16 protein-coding genes are annotated in these 18,071 nt (G+C 70.8%); 8 read left to right on the plus strand and 8 right to left on the minus strand.

Annotated features, from left to right (window positions below; all coding sequences use genetic code 11):
* Positions 1–6: 6 nt before the first annotated feature.
* Entirely contained in the window at positions 7–519 is a 513-nt protein-coding gene (locus tag KKR01S_RS03840; protein ID WP_061225334.1) for a low molecular weight protein-tyrosine-phosphatase, read from the minus strand.
* Positions 520–750: 231 nt separating this feature from the next.
* On the opposite strand from KKR01S_RS03840, the gene dnaK reads away from it, so the two are divergent.
* From dnaK to KKR01S_RS03870, 6 genes are all read left to right on the plus strand, one after another.
* Entirely contained in the window at positions 751–2,604 is a 1,854-nt protein-coding gene (gene dnaK, locus KKR01S_RS03845; RefSeq protein WP_058730650.1) for a molecular chaperone DnaK, read from the plus strand.
* A gap of 5 nt (positions 2,605–2,609) precedes the next feature.
* On the plus strand, positions 2,610–3,206 hold the full coding sequence (locus KKR01S_RS03850) for a nucleotide exchange factor GrpE (protein ID WP_058730651.1): 597 nt from the start codon (positions 2,610–2,612) through the stop codon (positions 3,204–3,206).
* A gap of 222 nt (positions 3,207–3,428) precedes the next feature.
* Positions 3,429–4,445, plus strand: a complete 1,017-nt coding sequence (locus tag KKR01S_RS03855) for a DnaJ C-terminal domain-containing protein (RefSeq protein ID WP_058730652.1) — start codon at positions 3,429–3,431, stop codon at positions 4,443–4,445.
* A 3-nt stretch (positions 4,446–4,448) separates the two neighbouring features.
* Positions 4,449–4,874, plus strand: a complete 426-nt coding sequence (locus tag KKR01S_RS03860; protein ID WP_058730653.1) for a heat shock protein transcriptional repressor HspR — start codon at positions 4,449–4,451, stop codon at positions 4,872–4,874.
* 141 nt (positions 4,875–5,015) lie between these two features.
* Positions 5,016–6,479 carry an alanine/glycine:cation symporter family protein gene (locus KKR01S_RS03865; RefSeq protein ID WP_058730654.1) on the plus strand — a complete coding sequence of 488 codons (1,464 nt, stop codon included), beginning with the start codon at positions 5,016–5,018 and terminating at the stop codon, positions 6,477–6,479.
* Between the two features lie 143 nt (positions 6,480–6,622).
* Positions 6,623–7,039 (plus strand): DUF6176 family protein, encoded by a 417-nt coding sequence (locus tag KKR01S_RS03870; protein WP_224799669.1) that lies wholly within the window; start codon positions 6,623–6,625, stop codon positions 7,037–7,039.
* 163 nt (positions 7,040–7,202) lie between these two features.
* On the opposite strand, the gene trmB is transcribed toward KKR01S_RS03870, so the two are convergent.
* The 5 genes from trmB to KKR01S_RS03895 form a co-directional block, all read right to left on the minus strand.
* The gene (gene trmB, locus KKR01S_RS03875) at positions 7,203–7,958 is read right to left on the minus strand and encodes a tRNA (guanosine(46)-N7)-methyltransferase TrmB (RefSeq protein ID WP_231377030.1); all 756 of its coding nucleotides are present in this window, start codon (positions 7,956–7,958) and stop codon (positions 7,203–7,205) included.
* Between the two features lie 52 nt (positions 7,959–8,010).
* The gene (locus KKR01S_RS03880) at positions 8,011–9,567 is read right to left on the minus strand and encodes an alanine/glycine:cation symporter family protein (protein WP_081101536.1); all 1,557 of its coding nucleotides are present in this window, start codon (positions 9,565–9,567) and stop codon (positions 8,011–8,013) included.
* A gap of 114 nt (positions 9,568–9,681) precedes the next feature.
* Positions 9,682–10,143, minus strand: coding sequence for a hypothetical protein (locus tag KKR01S_RS03885; RefSeq protein ID WP_058730656.1), 462 nt, complete (start codon positions 10,141–10,143; stop codon positions 9,682–9,684).
* A 211-nt stretch (positions 10,144–10,354) separates the two neighbouring features.
* On the minus strand, positions 10,355–10,861 hold the full coding sequence (locus KKR01S_RS03890) for a Dps family protein (RefSeq protein WP_058730657.1): 507 nt from the start codon (positions 10,859–10,861) through the stop codon (positions 10,355–10,357).
* 158 nt (positions 10,862–11,019) lie between these two features.
* Positions 11,020–11,712 carry an HAD family hydrolase gene (locus tag KKR01S_RS03895; protein ID WP_058730658.1) on the minus strand — a complete coding sequence of 231 codons (693 nt, stop codon included), beginning with the start codon at positions 11,710–11,712 and terminating at the stop codon, positions 11,020–11,022.
* A 99-nt stretch (positions 11,713–11,811) separates the two neighbouring features.
* Between KKR01S_RS03895 and KKR01S_RS03900 the strand changes: the two genes are divergently transcribed.
* Both KKR01S_RS03900 and clpB read left to right on the plus strand, forming a co-directional pair.
* Entirely contained in the window at positions 11,812–12,357 is a 546-nt protein-coding gene (locus KKR01S_RS03900) for a hypothetical protein (RefSeq protein ID WP_133143298.1), read from the plus strand.
* 219 nt (positions 12,358–12,576) lie between these two features.
* Positions 12,577–15,183, plus strand: coding sequence for an ATP-dependent chaperone ClpB (gene clpB, locus KKR01S_RS03905; RefSeq protein WP_058730660.1), 2,607 nt, complete (start codon positions 12,577–12,579; stop codon positions 15,181–15,183).
* Positions 15,184–15,392: 209 nt separating this feature from the next.
* Here the strand turns inward: clpB and KKR01S_RS03910 are convergent, their stop codons facing one another.
* The gene (locus KKR01S_RS03910) at positions 15,393–16,784 is read right to left on the minus strand and encodes an MFS transporter (RefSeq protein ID WP_207483745.1); all 1,392 of its coding nucleotides are present in this window, start codon (positions 16,782–16,784) and stop codon (positions 15,393–15,395) included.
* A complete protein-coding gene (locus KKR01S_RS03915) occupies positions 16,781–18,031 on the minus strand; it encodes an alpha-hydroxy acid oxidase (RefSeq protein WP_242650380.1) in 1,251 nt (416 codons plus the stop codon). Before KKR01S_RS03915 ends, KKR01S_RS03910 begins: the two co-directional genes overlap by 4 nt.
* Positions 18,032–18,071: the final 40 nt, after the last annotated feature.

Consider the following 18,071-nt stretch of genomic DNA (forward strand, 5'->3'; position numbering starts at 1 on the left):
GGCGGCTCAGCCCCGCGCGGTCTCGGCGTCGGCCGGACCGTGCTCGCGGGCCCAGTCCACGACGCCGGGCACGGCGGCGTCGATCATCTCGAAGGTGGTCTCGAAGTCCTCCTCGTCGCCGTACCAGGGGTCGTAGATGCCGAGGCTGCGGTGCTTCAGGTGCGCGGCCTCGGGATCGAACTCGCGCAGCAGGTGGATCTTCTCGGCGTCCCGCTCGGTCTCGGCCAGGCCGCGCAGGGCTCGCTCGTGCGGCAGGTCCAGGGCCAGCACGAGGTCGGCCGCGGCGAGGTCCGCGGCGGTGACCTGGCGGGCCCGGTGCCCGGAGGCGTCGATGCCCTCGGCCTGAAGCACCCGGGCGGCGCGCGGATCCACGGGGTTGCCCCGCTCCTCGTCGCTGATGCCGAAGGACTCCACCGTCACCTCCGGCAGGTCGGCCCGTTCGACGGCGCGGCGGATCAGGTACTCGGCCATGGGGGAGCGGCAGATGTTGCCGGTGCACACGGTGATGATGCGGGTCATGGGTTCAGCCTACCCAGGCGCGGTGAGGGAAGGGCGGCGGGTGCCGGAACCGGCGCGATCCAAGGCGGCGCAGAAAAGTTGAGTCGAACCGACTCAAACCTGTTGACAGGTGGGGTCCGATGCGTAGACTTGAGTCAGGACAACTCAAGAAGTGAGACCTCCGGGTGCTCACCTCCCGCGGGCAGCGGGCGGGGCCCCGGTTCACTCGAGACCATGAAGGAGCATCACCACATGTCACGTGCAGTCGGCATCGACCTCGGCACCACCAACTCCTGCGTCGCGGCCCTGGAGGGCGGGGAGCCCGTCGTCATCGCCAACGCGGAGGGCACCCGCACCACCCCGTCCGTCGTCGCCTTCGGCAAGGACGGCGAGACCCTGGTCGGCGGCGTGGCCAAGCGCCAGGCCGTCACCAACGTCGAGCGCACCATCTCCTCCGTCAAGCGCCACATGGGCACCGACTGGACCGAGGAGATCGACGGCAAGAAGTACACCGCGCAGGAGATCTCCGCGCGCATCCTGCAGAAGCTGAAGGCGGACGCGGAGGCCTACCTCAACGACAAGGTCACCGACGCGGTCATCACCGTCCCGGCCTACTTCAACGACGCCGAGCGCCAGGCCACCAAGGAGGCCGGCGAGATCGCGGGCCTGAACGTCCTGCGCATCGTCAACGAGCCCACCGCCGCGGCCCTGGCCTACGGCCTGGAGAAGGGCAACGAGGATGAGCTGATCCTGGTCTACGACCTCGGCGGCGGCACCTTCGACGTCTCCCTCCTGGAGGTCGGCAAGGACGACGACGGCTTCTCCACCATCCAGGTCCGCGCCACCGCCGGCGACAACCGCCTGGGCGGCGACGACTGGGATCAGCGGATCGTGGACTGGCTGCTGCAGCAGGTCAAGTCCAAGACCGGGGCTGACCTGTCCAAGGACAAGATCGCCCTGCAGCGCCTGAAGGAGGCGGCGGAGCAGGCCAAGAAGGAGCTGTCCTCCGCCTCCTCCACCAACATCTCCCTGCAGTACCTGTCCGTCACCTCCGACGGCCCGGTGCACCTGGACGAGTCCCTGTCCCGCGCCAAGTTCCAGGACCTGACCAAGGATCTGCTGGATCGGACCAAGAAGCCGTTCCACGACGTCATCGACGAGGCCGGGGTCAAGGTCTCCGACATCGCCCACGTCGTGCTGGTCGGCGGCTCGACCCGCATGCCCGCCGTCGTGGACCTGGTCAAGGAGCTCTCCGGCAAGGACCCGAACAAGGGCGTGAACCCGGATGAGGTCGTCGCCGACGGCGCGGCCCTGCAGGCCGGCGTGCTCAAGGGCGACCGCAAGGACGTCCTGCTGATCGACGTCACCCCGCTGTCCCTGGGCATCGAGACCAAGGGCGGGGTCATGACCAAGCTGATCGAGCGCAACACCGCGATCCCGACCAAGCGGTCCGAGACCTTCACCACTGCCGAGGACAACCAGCCGTCCGTGTCCATCCAGGTCTTCCAGGGCGAGCGCGAGTTCACCCGGGACAACAAGAACCTGGGCACCTTCGAGCTGACCGGCATCGCCCCGGCCCCGCGCGGGGTGCCGCAGATCGAGGTCACCTTCGACATCGACGCCAACGGCATCGTGCACGTGTCCGCCACGGACAAGGGCACCGGCAAGGAGCAGTCCATGACCATCACCGGCGGGACCTCGCTGTCCAAGGAGGACATCGACCGCATGGTCAAGGACGCCGAGGCCAACGCCGAGGCGGACAAGAAGCGCCGCGAGGCCCAGGATCTGCGCAACACCGCGGAGAACAGCGCCTACCAGATCGAGAAGCTGCTCAAGGACAACGAGGACAAGCTGCCCGAGGACGTCAAGTCCGAGGTCCAGTCCGACGTCGACGAGCTGAAGAAGGCCCTGGAGGGCGAGGACGACGACGCCGTGAAGTCCGCCTTCGAGAAGCTGCAGTCCTCCCAGACCAAGCTGGGCGAGGCCATCTACGCCCAGGCCCAGGCCGGTGAGGGTGCCGCGGACGCCGGTGCGGCCAACGCGGACGCGAACGAGGATGACGTCGTCGACGCCGAGGTCGTGGACGACGAAGACGAGAAGAAGTAAGGGATATGGCTGAGAACACCACCGAGAACCCGCAGGACGGGGACCCGCTGGAGGAGGCCTTCCACGCCCCCGACGCGGAATCCGCCTCGGAGGCCGAGGGCGCCGAGGCCACCGCGCAGAGCGCTGCGGACGAGCAGGAGGCCGCGGAGGAGCCCGCGGACTCCGAGTCCGCGGCCCAGGACGGGCACCGGCTGGCCGAGGAGCGTTTGGAGGATCTGCGCCGCCTGCAGGCGGAGTTCCAGAACTTCCGGAACCGCTCGGCCAAGGAGAAGGACGGTCTGCGCGAGTACGTGGTGGGCGACGTCGTCACGGCCCTGCTGCCGGTGATCGACGACATCGACGCCGCGCGCCGGCACGGGGACCTGGCGGAGGGACCCTTCGCCTCGATCGCCCGGAAGCTCGAGGAGGCGCTGACCCGTCAGGGCCTGGAGCGCTTCGGCGAGGTCGGGGAGGCCTTCGACCCGCACGTGCACGAGGCGGTCATGCAGCAGCCCACCGAGGAGGTGGAGCCGGACCGGCTGGCCATGGTCATGCGCAACGGCTACCGCATCGGCGAGCGGGTGCTGCGCCCGGCCCAGGTGGCCGTGGCCGTGGCCCCGTGACCCAGGGGTAGGCAGGATCCCCGGACCCCGCGCTTGCGGAGGTCAGTTGCGACGCCGGGTCCCCGCGCCGTCGTTCCCGTCCGAAAATGGGCGGGCGCGGCGGGTGCGGACCCGGCGTCGCTTCTCATCTGCGCAACCGCCCCGGGCGCGCCCCGCCCGGGCGCACAACAGAACATCAGCAGACGGAAACGAGCACAGCGAGACTGTGGGAAGGAGGCGTCGATGGCGAGCGAGAACTGGCTGGAGAAGGACTTCTACAAGGTGCTGGGCGTCTCCAAGGACGCCAGTGACGAGGACATCAAGAAGGCGTATCGGAAGCTGGCCCGGAAGTACCACCCGGACCAGAACCCCGGGGATGAGGCCGCCGAGCGGCGGTTCAAGGAGATCTCCGAGGCGCACACCGTGCTGGCGGACCCGGAGCAGCGCAAGCAGTACGACGCGATCCGCGCGATGGGCTCCGGGGCCCGGTTCAGCGCCGGCGCCGGCGGGGCCGGCGGCCCCGGGGCGGGAGGCTCGGCCGGCTTCGAGGACCTGCTGGGCGACCTGTTCGGCGGCGGGGCACGCCGCTCCCGGGGCGGCTTCGGCGGCGCTGGGGGACCCCGGATGCAGTACACCAGCACCGGCGGCGGCGATCCGTTCGCGGACCTGTTCGGCGGGGCCGGCGGGGCCAGCCCCTTCGGGCAGCCGCGCCAGCCGGCCCCGGCCGACGTCGAGACCAGCGTGACCATCGACTTCGCCGAGGCGCTGGAGGGCACCCAGCTGCGGGTCAGCCAGCAGGACGGGCGCAGCGTCACCATGCGGATTCCGCAGGGGGTGCGCGACGGGCAGAAGGTGCGTCTGCGCGGCAAGGGCCAGACCGGCCCCGGCGGGTCCTCGGACCTGATCGTGACCGTGCACGTGCGCCCGGATCCGGTGTTCACCCGGGAAGGCGATGACCTCACGGTGCATGTGCCGGTGACCGTGGAGGAGGCCGCCCTGGGCGCGGTGATCACGGCCCCCGCCCCCGGCGGGAAGATCGTGAAGCTGCGGCTGAAGGCCGGTCAGGAGCCCGGCACCCGGATGCGGGTCAAGGGCCGCGGGGTGACGACGAAGAAGCACACCGGCAACCTGTACGTGATCCCGCAGGTCCAGGTGCCCTCGGAGCTGTCCGAGGAGGCCGTCGAGGCGCTGCGCCGGTTCACGGAACTGGCGCACCAGCCGGATGTGCGGGCGGATCTGCTGCGGGAAGCGGGGGTGTAGACCATGGCCTTCGGCAACGCGGACCAGCCCCTGTTCGTGATCTCGGTGGCCGCCGAGCTGGCCGAGATGCACCCCCAGACCCTGCGCCAGTACGACCGGCTGGGTCTGGTCACCCCCTCCCGGCTGCCCGGGAAGGCCCGGCGGTATTCGCAGCGGGATGTGGAGAAGCTACGCCAGATCCAGCAGCTGTCCTCCGAGGGGGTCTCGCTGGAGGGGATCCGGCGGATCATCCAGCTGGAGAACCAGGTCCAGGCCCTGCAGCACCGGGTCCGGGAGCTGACCGAGCAGCTGCAGGAGAGCCAGGATCGGATCCAGGAGTCCCGGCGGGTGTTCGCGGCCGGGCTGCGCGGCGACGTCGTGCGGCTGGGCCGCGGGCAGCGCCCCGAGCGCTTCTCGACGAGCCGGGCGCTGACCCTGTACCGGGGGTGAGGCTGTTGCTGGGAGACTCTGTGCTGGGGTGAGCGAGCCGGGTCCGCGGGCGGGGGTCGGCGGGTTTTCCGGGCGGAAACACGGGTGTGGCATGATGATCCGCATCACTTCTCAACCGCACCGATCCGTGGGGGCCACCGCATGCTCGAGACCCTGGACTCCGTCCTCTCCGCCATCGACAAGGTCCTCTGGGGCCCGTTCATCCTCATCCCGCTGCTGCTGGGCACGGGCCTGTACCTGACCATCCGCCTCGGCGGGATCCAGCTGACCAAGCTCTTCCAGGCCCTGCGCCTGGCCTTCTTCACCCGCAAGGACGAGGGCGCCCAGGGCGGGGACATCTCCCAGTTCCAGGCGCTGACCACCGCGATGGCCGCGACCGTGGGAACCGGCAACATCGTCGGGGTGGCCACCGCGATCGGCACCGGCGGTCCCGGGTCCCTGTTCTGGATGTGGATCACCGCGATCTTCGGCATGGCCTCCAAGTACTCGGAGGCCTTCCTGGCGGTGCGCTTCCGCACCACGGACGCCAAGGGCGAGATCTCCGGCGGCCCGCAGTACTACCTGCAGCGCGGCATCCGCGGCGGCTTCGGGAAGTTCCTGGCCCTGTTCTTCTGCGTGGCCGCGATCATCGCCTCCTTCGGCATCGGGAACACCACCCAGGGCAACTCCATCTCCGTGAACATGGTGGACTCCTTCCACGTGCCGGAGTGGATCACCGGGCTGGTGCTGGCCGTGCTGACCCTGCTGGTGCTGGTCGGCGGCATCAAGTCCATCGGGCGGGTCACCTCCAACCTGGTGCCGATCATGATCGTCTTCTACGTCGTCGGGGCGATCTACATCCTGTGCGTGAACGTCGGGGGGATCCCGGAGGCCTTCGCGACGATCTTCGAGTCCGCGTTCACCGGGCACGCCGCCGTCGGCGGGTTCCTGGGCTCCACCATCATCCTGGCGGTGCAGATGGGTGTGGCCCGCGGCATCTTCTCCAACGAGTCCGGGATGGGCTCGGCGGCCATCGCCGCGGCGGCCGCGCAGACCACCCACCCGGTGCGTCAGGGCCTGGTGTCCATGACCCAGACCTTCATCGACACGATCATCGTGGTCACCTGCACCGGGCTGGTCATCATCACCACCGGGCAGTGGACCGCCGGGGCCGACGCCGCCGGCACCATGACCTCCCGCGCCTTCTCCACCGGGCTGCCGGGCAGCTGGGGCGGGTGGATCGTGACGATCGGCCTGGTGCTGTTCGCCTACTCCACGATCCTCGGCTGGGCCTACTACGGCGAGCGGTGCATCGAGCGGCTGTTCGGGCGGCGCGGGGTGCCGGCCTACCGGGTGCTCTTCTCCGTGATCGTCTACGTCGGCTGCACCGTCCCGCTGTCGCTGGTGTGGACCTTCGCGGACATCGCCAACGGCCTGATGGCCATCCCCAACCTGATCGGCCTGCTGATCCTCTCCGGTCTGATCGCCCGGGAGACCCGTCACTACCTGCGCAACGACCCCTCCGTCACGGCGGACAAGGATGAGGTGGACGAGTTCATGAAGGGCCACCCCGGGGCGATCGACACCTACGAGACCCAGTCCATCCCCCAGGTGGACCGCCGCTGAAGCTAGGTGGGGGGTGTCCGGCGTCGACCCGGCGCTCTCGTTCCCGAAAACGCGGAAAGTGGGAACGGATGCGCCGTCTCGCGGGAGGGGATGCCTCGGGGGGACGGGGCACCGGTGTGCGGATGAAGAGAAGGAGAGCAGACGTGAGCAGCGATGCGAGCGACCGTGAATCTGAGCAGAACGGTCAGTTCGGGGCCGAGAAGGAGACGACGCCCGTCGTCGAGATGGTGAGGTTCCGCGTGATCGCGGGCCAGGAGGCGGCGGCGCGGGAATGGGTGGCGTACCTGCGGGACCATCCCACACAGTTCCGGGAGACGATGATCCCGGAGCGGATGCAGGTGGAGACCATTCTCAGCGATGAGCAGGAGGGCCGGCTCCATCTCACCTGGTTCTCTGTGCAGCTGCCTGGGGGAGCGCCGGTGCAGGACTCCGAACACGAGCTGGACCGGATCCACCTGGACTACTGGCGTCGGTGCATCGACCCTGACTGGGGGCCGCAGCGGCTCACCCCGGAAATCTTCATGACCTCCGAGCCTGTCCAGAGGGCCTTCGAGCAGTAGTCGAGAACTGCCCGGCTGCGTCATCATCGACTCGGCGCTCCCGTTCCCGCCCCTCCGCCGAGACGGCGCACCCGTTCCCGGAAACGCGGAAAGTGGGTACGAATGCGCCGGGTCGCGGGTGCTCCGAAATCCCAGCTCCGAACCCTGGCCGCCCCGCCCGGGGTCAGGCCCGGCGGTAGGTGAGGTCCCAGGGGTGGCGTCCTGCCTCCCCGGCCTTGCGCTCGAAGCTGGTGAGGATCCGGCCCTCCCAGCGCGGGGCCCAACCGCCGGTCGGGTCCTCCTCGGTGGCGCCGCGCCCCGGGTTCTCGTTGCTGAAGTCCTCGGAGGCCTCCAGCACCTCGCGCATCACCAGGGCGTACTCCTCCCAATCCGTGGCCAGGCGCCACAGTCCGCCGGGCCGGATCACCCGGGCGGCCAGCCGCGCGAAGTCCGGGGAGACCAGGCGGCGCTTGTGGTGGCGGGTCTTGTGCCACGGGTCCGGGAAGAACACCCACAGCTCCTCCACGCTGGCCGGCTCCAGCAGGTTCTCCAGCACCTCCGGGGCGTTGGCCTGCACCACCCGCACGTTCTGCACACCGGCCTGACCCATCTTCATCAGCAGGTCCGCGATGCCGGGGGTGTAGACCTCCACCGCCAGGTAGTCGTTCTCCGGGTGCTCGGAGGCCGCATGCACGATGGCCTCACCGAGCCCGGAGCCCACCTCCACCACCAGCGGCGCCCCCTCCCGGCCGAAGACCTCGGCCTGGTCGAAGCGGGCCTCGGGGGCCACCGAGGTGTCGGTGACCAGCCGGGGGACGTCCAGCACGTGGGTGGAGGAGAACTCGTCCCAGGCCTTCTGGCGCCGTGCGGTCAGCCGATCCCCCCGGCGCACGAAGGAGTACGGCTGACGGTGGAACTGCTGGGGGACGTCCTCGGACATGGGCTCTTCCCTTCGGGTGGTGGCGGTCCAACCCGTCATCGTACCCGGTGCCTCAGGCGGAGGGCCGCCCGGCGGCGTCGCGCACGGCGGCGGCTCGGCGCACCTCCTCCTCGCGCAGCACCCGCATCCGGGTGGTGTCCGGGTGCTCCAGCACCGGGTGCGGCCGGGTGAGGTCCACCTGGTGGTCGATCTGGGCGTCCAGGCTGCCCGGGTGCTCGCCCATGAACGCGTCGATCTCCTCGGCGGTGGCCGTGAAGTGCGGATCGTGGCGCAGGTACCGCCGGGTCTCGCGCACCACCAGCCCGGAGAGGATCAGCAGCCCGATGAGGTTGGGGATGGCCATGATCCCGTTGATCACGTCGGAGAAGGTCCACACCATCGTCAGCGGGGCGACGGCGCCCAAGCCGCAGGCCACCGCGAACACGATCCGGTAGATCAGGATGCCCCGGTGCCCGCCGCCCAGGCGCTCGATGCAGCGCTCGCCGTAGTACGCCCAGCCCAGCACCGTGGAGTAGCCGAGCAGGATCAGGCAGATGGTGACGATGATCCCGCCCCAGCTGCCGGGCAGCCCCGTGGCGAAGGCGGTGGAGGTCATGGTGGCCGGTTCGCCGTTCTCCCACACGCCGGTGGTGATGACCAGCAGCCCGGTGATGGAGATGACCACGAGGGTGTCGATGAAGGTCTGGGTCATGGACACCAGGCCCTGGCGCACGGGGTGGGCGGTCTGGGCGATGGAGGAGGGGATGGAGGCGGTGCCCATCCCGGATTCGTTGGAGAACAGGGAGCGGGCCACGCCGATCTGCATGGTCATCAGCAGGGAGCCCGCGGCCCCGCCGGCCGCCCCGGAGGGGGTGAAGGCGTTGCCGAAGATCAGCGCCAGCGCGTGCGGGATGCCGGCCCAGTTCACGGCGAGGATGTACAGTCCGCCGCCCACGTACAGCGCGATCATCAGCGGCACGCAGAACACGGTGACCTTGGAGATGGACTTGATGCCGCCCACCAGCGCCCCCAGGGTCAGCACCCCGATGACGACGGCGGTGATCGTCGGGGCCACGTGGAAGGTGGACTCCATGTTGGAGGCGATGGCGTTGGACTGGGTGGTGTTGCCGACGCCGAAGGTCGCGACGACGGCGCAGGCGGCGAAGGCCACGGAGAGGAACCAGCCGAAGCGGTTGGGGATGCCGCGCACCAGGTACACCTGGGGCCCGCCGGTCAGCTCCCCGTTCTTGTCCCGGGTGCGGAAGCGCACCCCGAGGAAGCACTCGGCGTACTTGGAGGCCATGCCGATCAGTGCGGTGATCCACATCCAGAACAGGGCCCCGGGCCCGCCGAGGTGGATGGACAGGGCCACGCCCACGATGTTGCCGGTGCCCACGGTGGCTCCGAGGGCGGTGGCCATCGCCTGGTAGGAGGAGATCTCGCCCTTCTGGCCCGGCTGTCGGGAGCGGCGCCCGAAGGCCAGGGACATGGCCTTGCCGAACAGGCGGAACTGCAGCCCGCCCAGGCGCACGGTGAGGAACAGGCCGGTGAGCAGCAGCAGCGGCAGGATCAGCCACGGTCCCCACACGATCGCGTCGGCCCGGTCCAGGATGGTCTGCAGGGTGTCCATGTCTCCTCGTTCCCGCGCTCGCGCGTCAGGCGGTCACCGGAAGACGCGGACGCCCGCTCACCGGGGCTGGTGGGCGGGCGTCGTCGTCATGCGGGAAAGCCGAAGCGCGGTGCGCTACTTCTTGCTGCTCTTCGCAGCCTTCTTGGCGGCCTTCTTCGCCTTCTTCTTGTCGCTCTTGGACTGCAGGATCAGGGCCGCGGCGATGGCGGCGAGCCAGGAGTCCTTGGCGACGGCGGTGCCGGCCTGGGAGGGGCGGATGCCGTCCTCCTCGGTCATCTCGTCGGTGTTGAAGTACATCGCGAGCAGTCCGGCGGAGAAGGCGCCGAGGGCCAGCCCGGCCAGGCGGCGCGGGACGATGGGGGTCAGCAGGGCGGCGCCGACGGCGATCTCGGAGCCGGCCAGGACCTTGCCGAAGGTCTGGGGGCTCAGGCTGCCGAGGGCGGGGACGCCGTTGACGGCCATGCCCTGGAGGGTCTTGGCGGTGTCCTCGTCGAGGTTGAGCTTGCCGAGGCCGGAGTTGAGGATGAAGGCGCCGGGCACGGCGCGCAGGGCGGCGTTGGCGAGGTGGAAGGCCATAGGTGATCCTTTCGTGGAGATCCGGTGGTGTTCGGTCGGGTCGGAGCGGGCTCCGGGGGACCGATCGTCCTGCTCCACCCTAACCCTCGGGGGGCGTCGGGCAGGTGTCGGTCGTGTTACCGGGAGACGCGAAGGCCCCGGATTCTCGCCACCAGCGAAATGCCGGTGCGGCGGGAAGCCGGGGCCGTCGTCGTGGAGCCGGGAGGCGGGGTCAGCTCAGCTGGCCGTCGGCGTCCTCCAGGTGGGCGCGCATGAACCACTGGAACTTCTCCAGCTCGGTGGTCTGCTGGATGAGGATGTCCTCGGTGATGGGATCCACGTCCCCGACCTTGGCGATCGCGGCGCGGTGGTCCTCGATCAGGCCGGTGTAGACCTCGTCCAGCGCGCGCAGGTGATCCATGGCCGAGGCGCGCCCCAGCTTGTAGTCCTCCCAGTCGCGGGTCTGGACCAGGTCCCCGGGCAGCCCGTTGGGGGCCACCCCGAGGGCGGACATGCGCTCGGCGAGCTCGTCGGCGTAGCCGCGCACCAGCTCGATCTGCGGGTCCAGCATCTCGTGCACGCCGATGAAGTTGCGCCCGACCACGTTCCAGTGGGCGTGCTTGAGGGTCAGCTGCAGGTCGTTCAGGGCGTGCAGGCGCGGCTGCAGGATCTCGGCGACCTGGTGACCGCCGTCCACGGACAGGCCGGGGACGGTGTACGGGGCGTTCTTCTCAGACATGGCGTTCCTTCCTGTGTGCGCGGGCCCGGTGTGTGATGCGGTGTGTGTGATGCGATGGGCCCGCGGACGTTGTTATGAGTGACTCATAACTGCGTTGTTATGAGTCAATCAAAATAGCGCGGGCGGGTCAAGGACCTGCGGAGGTGCCATCGATCGCCTCAGGCGAACACCGAGCGCAGCGTCGCCAGGCTCAGCTGCTCGTGCTCCGCTCGGGCGTCCCCCGCGCCGTCGGGCACCGGCTGCATCCCCGGCACGACGACGACGCGCGCGCCCGCCGCGTGAGCCGCGGCCACCCCGGAGGGGGAGTCCTCCACGACGACGCAGCGGGTGATGTCCACGCCGAGCCGCTCGGCGGCCAGCAGGTACGGCTGCGGATCCGGCTTGGGTCGCTGCACATCCTCATCCCCGATCACCGTGCGGAACAGACCCTCCGGGGCGCGGGAGGCGGTGACCCGGGCGATCTCCGTGGTGGCGTTGGTGACGATGGCCGCCGGGATCCCGGCGTCGGCGACCTCGCGCAGCAGCGGCTCGATCCCCGGCAGGAAGCCGATGCCCTCCTGCGCCACCACCTGCTGGCCGGTGGCGGCCAGGCGGCGCACGATCTCCTCGGGGGAGAGCCGCACCCCCAGCTCTCGCAGCCGATTCACCGTCATGGACATCGGCTGGCCCAAGCAGGCCAGGGTGTCCTGCTCGGTCCACACGGCGTCGAACTCCGCGGCCACCTCCTCCTTGGTGCGGGCCCAGACGGGCTCGGTGTCCACGAGGGTGCCATCGTGGTCGAACAGGACGGCCTCGGGCAGGGCGGTGCTGGGAGCGGGGGAGTCGGAGACGGAGCGGCGCTGATCGGTCATGGTCCCAGCGTATCGGCCGGCGCCCGGATCGCGGGCCCGGCTCCCCGCGGTCGGGCGGGGCGCGTCCTAGACTGGCTTTCCGTGAGCAGCACCTCCCCGATGACCCCTCCCGTTCGCGCCGCCTCCCCTTCGGCCGCGGTGCGCCTGTGCACCGGCGCGGCCCTGCCGATGGCCGTGCTGACGGGGCTGTGGATCACGGCCGGACGCGCCCTGTTCGGGGCGGGCGGGCTGCTCGTCGGCGTCTTCGCGGTGACCGTCCTGCCGGTGTACCTGGCGGTGCTGGGCCTGGCCTGCTGGCGCCTGCTGCGCGATGCCCGACGCCGCCCGGGCGGGGCCACGACCCCGGCGATCGCCGGCGCGCTGGTGTGCACCTGGGTCCTGGCGCTGATCTTCGGCTTCCTCGTCCCGGACCGGGTGGAGGGGCGGGTGGTCTCGGCGGCCTCGGCGGTGCTGGGCCCGGACGTCGTCGGGCTCTCCGCCGGCTTCGGCAACACCTTCGGCATCCTGACCTTCGTCGCGGCCTTCGCGACCCTGGGGCTGGCGATCGCCCAGGATCGGCGCGGGTGCCGCGCGGCCGACGGGCGCCCGGCCACGGAGGACGAGATCCTCGACGCCGCCGGGTACGACGGCGGCCGGCTGGACTGAACGGCCGGGCCGATCTGCGGGGCCGTTCCGTCGGCCCCGTCGGCTTCCGGGGGCCGCCCGATCCCCGCCATCGTGCGGAAGAACCTGTGGAAAACTCCTGCGGAACCCCTTGCCCCCTCAAGTTGAGCGGAGTAGACTCAAGGTAGTTGATACAGACGTGGGCAGATCGGCGGGCGTAGCGGCCCGCCCCTCGCCCTGTAACCACCGTGAGGAGCCGCCATGGACACCCGATTCACCACCCAGAGCCAAGAGGCTTTCAACGCCGCGAACATGAACGCGCAGACCGCGGGCAACCCGCAGATCGAACCCGCGCACCTGCTCAAGGCCCTGCTGGACCAGCGCCAGTCCGTGGCCGTGGCCGTCCTGAAGTCCCTCGAGGTGGACGTGGACGCCCTGTCCGAGCGGGCCTCGGCCGCGATCAAGGCCCTGCCCGCCGCCTCCGGGTCCTCGGTGGGCCAGGCCCAGTTCTCCCGCCAGTCCCTGCGCGTCGTGCAGGGCGCGCAGCAGGCCGCGCAGCAGCTCGGGGACCAGTTCGTCTCCACCGAGGTGCTGCTGCTGGGCATCGCCCGGCTGGGCTCGGAGGACCCGGCCGCCGCGGCCCTGTCCCGGGCCGGGGCGGGGGCCGTGGCCATCGAACAGACCATCCCCGACGTCAGAGGAGGACGCACCGTGGACACCCCCGATCCGGAGGGCACCTTCCAGTCCCTGGAGAAGTACGGCACGGACCTGACCGCCGTCGCCCGCGAGGGCAAGCTGGACCCGGTCATCGGCCGGGATGCGGAGATCCGCCGCGTCATCCAGGTGCTCTCCCGGCGCACCAAGAACAACCCGGTGCTGATCGGCGAGCCCGGCGTCGGCAAGACCTCCGTGGTGGAGGGCCTGGCCCAGCGCATCGTCTCCGGGGACGTCCCGGAGACCCTGCGCGGCAAGACCCTCATCAGCCTGGACCTCGGCTCGATGGTCGCCGGCGCCAAGTACCGCGGCGAGTTCGAGGAGCGGCTCAAGGCCGTGCTGGACGAGATCAAGAAGTCCGAGGGGCAGGTCATCACCTTCATCGACGAGCTGCACACCCTCGTCGGGGCCGGTGGCGGCTCCGATGGGTCCATGGACGCGGGCAACATGCTCAAGCCCATGCTGGCCCGCGGCGAGCTGCGGATGATCGGGGCGACCACCCTGAACGAGTACCGCGAGAACATCGAGAAGGACGCCGCCCTGGAGCGCCGCTTCCAGCAGGTCTACGTCGGCGAGCCCTCCGTGGAGGACACCGTCGCGATCCTGCGCGGACTGAAGGAGCGCTACGAGGCGCACCACAAGGTGCAGATCGCCGACTCCGCACTGGTGGCCGCAGCCAATCTCTCCAACCGCTACATCCAGGGTCGCCAGCTGCCGGACAAGGCCATCGACCTCGTGGACGAGGCCGCCTCGCGCCTGCGCATGGAGATCGACTCCGCCCCGGAGGAGATCGACGCGCTGCGCCGCCAGGTGGACCGGATGACCATGGAGGAGCTGGCCCTGAAGAATGAGACCGACGCCGCCTCCCAGGACCGGCTGGCCACCCTGCAGCAGGAACTGGCCGACCGGCGCGAGGAGCTGGACGCCCTGAACGCCCGCTGGGAGGCGGAGAAGGCCGGGCTGAACCGCGTCGGGGAGATCAAGAAGCAGGTGGACGAGCTGCGCTCGGCGGCCGAGGTCGCCCAGCGCGAGGGCAACCTCGGGGAGGCTTCACGACTGCTCTACGGGGAGATCCCCGCCAAGCAGCGGGAGCTGGAGGAGGCCCAGCGGGCTGAGGAGCAGACCGAGGCCGAGGACACCATGGTCTCCGAGGAGGTCACCGCCGATGAGATCGCGGACGTCATCTCCGCCTGGACGGGGATCCCCGCCGGGAAGATGCTGCAGGGCGAGAACGAGAAGCTGCTGCACATGGAGGCCGAACTCGGCAAGCGCCTGATCGGCCAGCACCGCGCGGTGCAGGCCGTGGCCGACGCCGTGCGCCGCTCCCGCGCGGGGGTCTCGGACCCGGATCGGCCCATCGGCTCCTTCCTGTTCCTGGGCCCCACCGGCGTCGGGAAGACCGAGCTGGCCAAGTCCCTCGCGGAGTTCCAGTTCGACGACGAGCACGCGATGATCCGCATCGACATGTCCGAGTACGGCGAGAAGCACACCGTCTCCCGGCTGGTCGGCGCCCCTCCCGGGTACGTCGGCTACGACGAGGGCGGACAGCTGACCGAGGCCGTGCGGCGTCGGCCCTACTCCGTGGTGCTGCTGGATGAGGTGGAGAAGGCTCACCCGGACGTCTTCGACATCCTCCTGCAGGTCCTGGACGACGGCCGCCTGACCGACGGGCAGGGGCGGACCGTGGACTTCCGCAACGTCATTCTGATCATGACCTCCAACCTGGGCTCGCAGTTCCTGGTGGATCAGACCCAGGAGGAGCAGAAGAAGCGCGAGGCCGTGATGAACGTGGTCAACGCCTCCTTCAAGCCCGAGTTCCTCAACCGGCTGGACGACATCATCATGTTCGACCCGCTGACCACCGAGGATCTGGGGCGGATCGTGGAGCTGATGATCGAGGCGATGGCTCAGCGCCTGCAGCAGCGGCGCCTGACCCTGGACGTCACCCCCGCGGCCAAGGAGTGGCTGGGCCTGACCGGCTACGACCCGGCCTTCGGCGCCCGCCCCCTGCGCCGCCTGGTGCAGAAGGAGGTCGGCGACCGCCTGGCCAAGGGCATCCTCGCCGGGCAGATCTGGGACGGGGACACCGTGCGGGTGGACGTGAACCCGGACGTCGCCGAGGACGGCCTGACGGTCACCTCCGAGCGCGCCTGACCCCCGGAGGCCCCGCGAGACGGCGCTCTCGTTCCCACCTCTCACCGAGACGGCGCTTTCGTTCCCAGAAATCGGATTCTTGGGAACGAAAGCGCCGCCTCGGTGCAGGTGGGCGGGGGAATGGGAACGGGAGCGCCGTCTCGGTGCACCCGAGGGCCGGACGTGCCCGGGAATCCCCGGACATGCCGGCCCCGGGACGCCCGCCGGCCCTACGCCCCCGGCGTCGCCGGGTTGTTGCCGCGGCCGCGGGCCAGGACCATGGCGGCCACGGTCACCGCGAAGCACACGCCCATATACCCGGCGGCCGGGCCGACGGCGCCGTCCGCGGTCTGCAGCAGCCAGGCCACGATCATCGGGGTGAAGCCCGCGACCAGCGCCCCGCTGGTCTCCCGGGCCAGGGCGGTGCCGGTGAAGCGGGTCTCGGTGGGGAACAGGTTCGCCACGAACGCGCCCTGCGGGCCCGAGGTGCAGGAGAGCACCACGCCGTAGGACACGCACAGCACGCCCAGGCTCGCCGCCCAGCTGCCCGAGGTCAGGCCCAGGAACAGCGGCACGGCGAACAGCGCGCCGGCCACCGCCCCGAAGCCCATGACCTTCGCCGCGCTGAACCGGTCCGCGGCCAGACCCGCCACCGGGGAGAGCAGGACCCCCAGGATCGAGGCCAGCAGCACCGCCGTCAGCGCCTGCTGGCGTTCCAGTCCGCCGTAGGTGGTCATGACGGTGATGGAGACGATGGAGATGATGTAGTTGTTGGCGTTGTGTCCGGTCACGGCCATGAAGCCCAGCACCACGCCCTTCCAGTCCGTGCGCAGCACCTCGCCCAGCGGGGTGCGTCGGGCTTCGCGGCGCTGCCGCTGAGCGGCCATCGCCGCCCGGTACTCGGGGGACTCCTCCAGGCGGGTGCGGATCCAGATGGCCAGGGCGAACAGCACCACCGAGACCAGGAACGGCAGCCGCCAGCCCCACCCGAGGAACGCCTCCTGCCCCAGCCCGGCCACGGCCAGGAAGCTCAGGATCGCGATCGCCGAGCCCGCGGCCGGCATCGAGAGCACCAGGGAGGTCCAGAAGCCGCGTCGGGCCGGCGGGGTGTACTCCGCGACGAGGGTCAGCGCCCCGGTCAGCTCGGCCCCGGCTCCCAGCCCCTGGGTGAAGCGCAGCAGGATCAGCAGCACCACCGCCCACACCCCGAGGCTCTGGTGGGTGGGCAGCAGCCCGATCCCCACCGTGGAGACCCCCATGATGAGGATGGTCAGCAGCATCGCCGGCTTGCGTCCGCGCCGGTCCCCGAGGTGCGCGATGAGCACTCCGCCCAGCGGCCGGGCGACGAAGCCCACCGCGAAGGTCGCGAAGGCCGCCACCGCCTGCCCGCCCTCCAGGCCCCCGAAGAACAGCGGGCCGATGACCAGGGACGCCGCCGCCCCGTACAGCGCGTAGTCGTACCACTCCACGAGCGTGCCGATCATGGACGCGATCAGCGCCCGCCCGGCCCCGGGGCGCAGCCCCGTTCGTCCCACCTGCTCGACGCCCGCTCCAGTGCCACCGCCAGCGCTCACGTCCGCCCCCGCCCCGGGTGCGGGCCCTCCTCCGACGACGCGGCTCATGCGCTCCTCCAATCCAGGGCCACCATCTCCGGGGTCAGCTCTTCCATCCGGGCCACGCCCATCAGCTGCATCGTGCGCACCATCTCGGAGCGGAAGATCTCCAGGGCCCGGGCCACGCCCTCCCCGCCGCCGGCCATCAGCCCGTACAGGTAGGCCCGCCCGATCATCGCCGCATCCGCGCCCAGGGCCACCGCCGCGACGACGTCGGCCCCGGACATGATCCCGGTGTCCACCAGCACGGTCGGCTCCGGCCCCAGCCGACGGCGCACCTCCGGCAGGGTCAGCAGCGGCACCGGCGCCCGGTCCAGCTGGCGCCCGCCGTGGTTGGACAGCACGACGCCGTCGGCCCCGGCGGCCACGGACCGCTCGGCGTCCTCGGGGGTCTGCACGCCCTTGATCAGCAGGGTCCCGGGCCACTGCTCGCGCAGCCAGGCCAGGTCCCGGAAGGCCAGGGTGGGGTCGAACAGGGACCCGATCGCCTGGATGGACTGGGACCCGGAGCCGAAGTTCGTGAAGCCCAGGGGCTCGGTGGTCAGGAAGTTGATCCACCACTCCGGGCGCCAGGCCGCATCCAGGAACGTCTTGGCGGTCAGCTGCGGTGGGAAGGTCATGCCGTTGCGGGTGTCCCGGTGCCGGGCCCCGGTCACGGGGGTGTCCACGGTGACCATCAGCGTGTCGTACCCGGCGGCGTGGGCCCGGGCCACGAGGTCCTCGGCGATCCCGCGGTCCTGTCCGGCCAGGTACAGCTGGAACCAGCGGCGCCCGTCGGGCCCGGCCTCGGCCACCTCCTCGATGGTCGCGGTGCCCATGGTGGACAGGGTGAAGGGGATGCCCGCGGCGTGGGCGGCCCGCACCCCGGCGGTCTCGCCCTCGCTGTGCATCATCCGGGTGAAGCCGGTTGGGGCGATGACCAGCGGCATCGCGCTCGCCGCGCCGGCCACGGTGGTCTGCGGGGTCACGGAGCCGACGTCGCGCAGCACCTGCGGGCGGAAGGCCAGCTCGTCGTAGACCTGCCGGGCACGGCCCAGGGAGATCTCCCGCTCCGCGGCGCCGTCGACGTAGTCGAAGGGCCCGGTGGGGGTGCGACGCTTGGCGATGCGCCGCAGGTCCCACAGGTCCGCGGCCTTGGCCAGGCGCGCGGCCCGGCGGTCCAGGGTGGGCTTCTGCAGGTGCAGGTAGTCCCGCAGGGTCGGCAGATCGGGCAGGCGACGGCGCAGGGGCGCCAGGCGCGGGCTGTGCAGGGGCACGGTGGGGCCTTTCCGGGATGGCGATCGGGTTGTCCCCGAC

Source organism: Rothia kristinae NBRC 15354 (genome assembly GCF_001570865.1).
In the GTDB taxonomy this organism is placed as follows: Bacteria; Actinomycetota; Actinomycetes; order Actinomycetales; family Micrococcaceae; genus Rothia; species Rothia kristinae.

Coding starts and splice junctions, on each gene's coding strand:
- KKR01S_RS03860 (WP_058730653.1), top strand. CDS start 4,449: ATGGCCTTCGGCAACGCGGACCAGCCCCTGTTCGTGATCTCGGTGGCC.
- KKR01S_RS03895 (WP_058730658.1), bottom strand. CDS start 11,712: ATGACCGATCAGCGCCGCTCCGTCTCCGACTCCCCCGCTCCCAGCACC.
- KKR01S_RS03840 (WP_061225334.1), bottom strand. CDS start 519: ATGACCCGCATCATCACCGTGTGCACCGGCAACATCTGCCGCTCCCCC.
- KKR01S_RS03910 (WP_207483745.1), bottom strand. CDS start 16,784: ATGAGCCGCGTCGTCGGAGGAGGGCCCGCACCCGGGGCGGGGGCGGAC.
- KKR01S_RS03855 (WP_058730652.1), top strand. CDS start 3,429: ATGGCGAGCGAGAACTGGCTGGAGAAGGACTTCTACAAGGTGCTGGGC.
- KKR01S_RS03900 (WP_133143298.1), top strand. CDS start 11,812: ATGACCCCTCCCGTTCGCGCCGCCTCCCCTTCGGCCGCGGTGCGCCTG.
- KKR01S_RS03885 (WP_058730656.1), bottom strand. CDS start 10,143: ATGGCCTTCCACCTCGCCAACGCCGCCCTGCGCGCCGTGCCCGGCGCC.
- KKR01S_RS03890 (WP_058730657.1), bottom strand. CDS start 10,861: ATGTCTGAGAAGAACGCCCCGTACACCGTCCCCGGCCTGTCCGTGGAC.
- KKR01S_RS03850 (WP_058730651.1), top strand. CDS start 2,610: ATGGCTGAGAACACCACCGAGAACCCGCAGGACGGGGACCCGCTGGAG.
- KKR01S_RS03865 (WP_058730654.1), top strand. CDS start 5,016: ATGCTCGAGACCCTGGACTCCGTCCTCTCCGCCATCGACAAGGTCCTC.
- clpB (WP_058730660.1), top strand. CDS start 12,577: ATGGACACCCGATTCACCACCCAGAGCCAAGAGGCTTTCAACGCCGCG.
- KKR01S_RS03880 (WP_081101536.1), bottom strand. CDS start 9,567: ATGGACACCCTGCAGACCATCCTGGACCGGGCCGACGCGATCGTGTGG.
- trmB (WP_231377030.1), bottom strand. CDS start 7,958: ATGTCCGAGGACGTCCCCCAGCAGTTCCACCGTCAGCCGTACTCCTTC.
- dnaK (WP_058730650.1), top strand. CDS start 751: ATGTCACGTGCAGTCGGCATCGACCTCGGCACCACCAACTCCTGCGTC.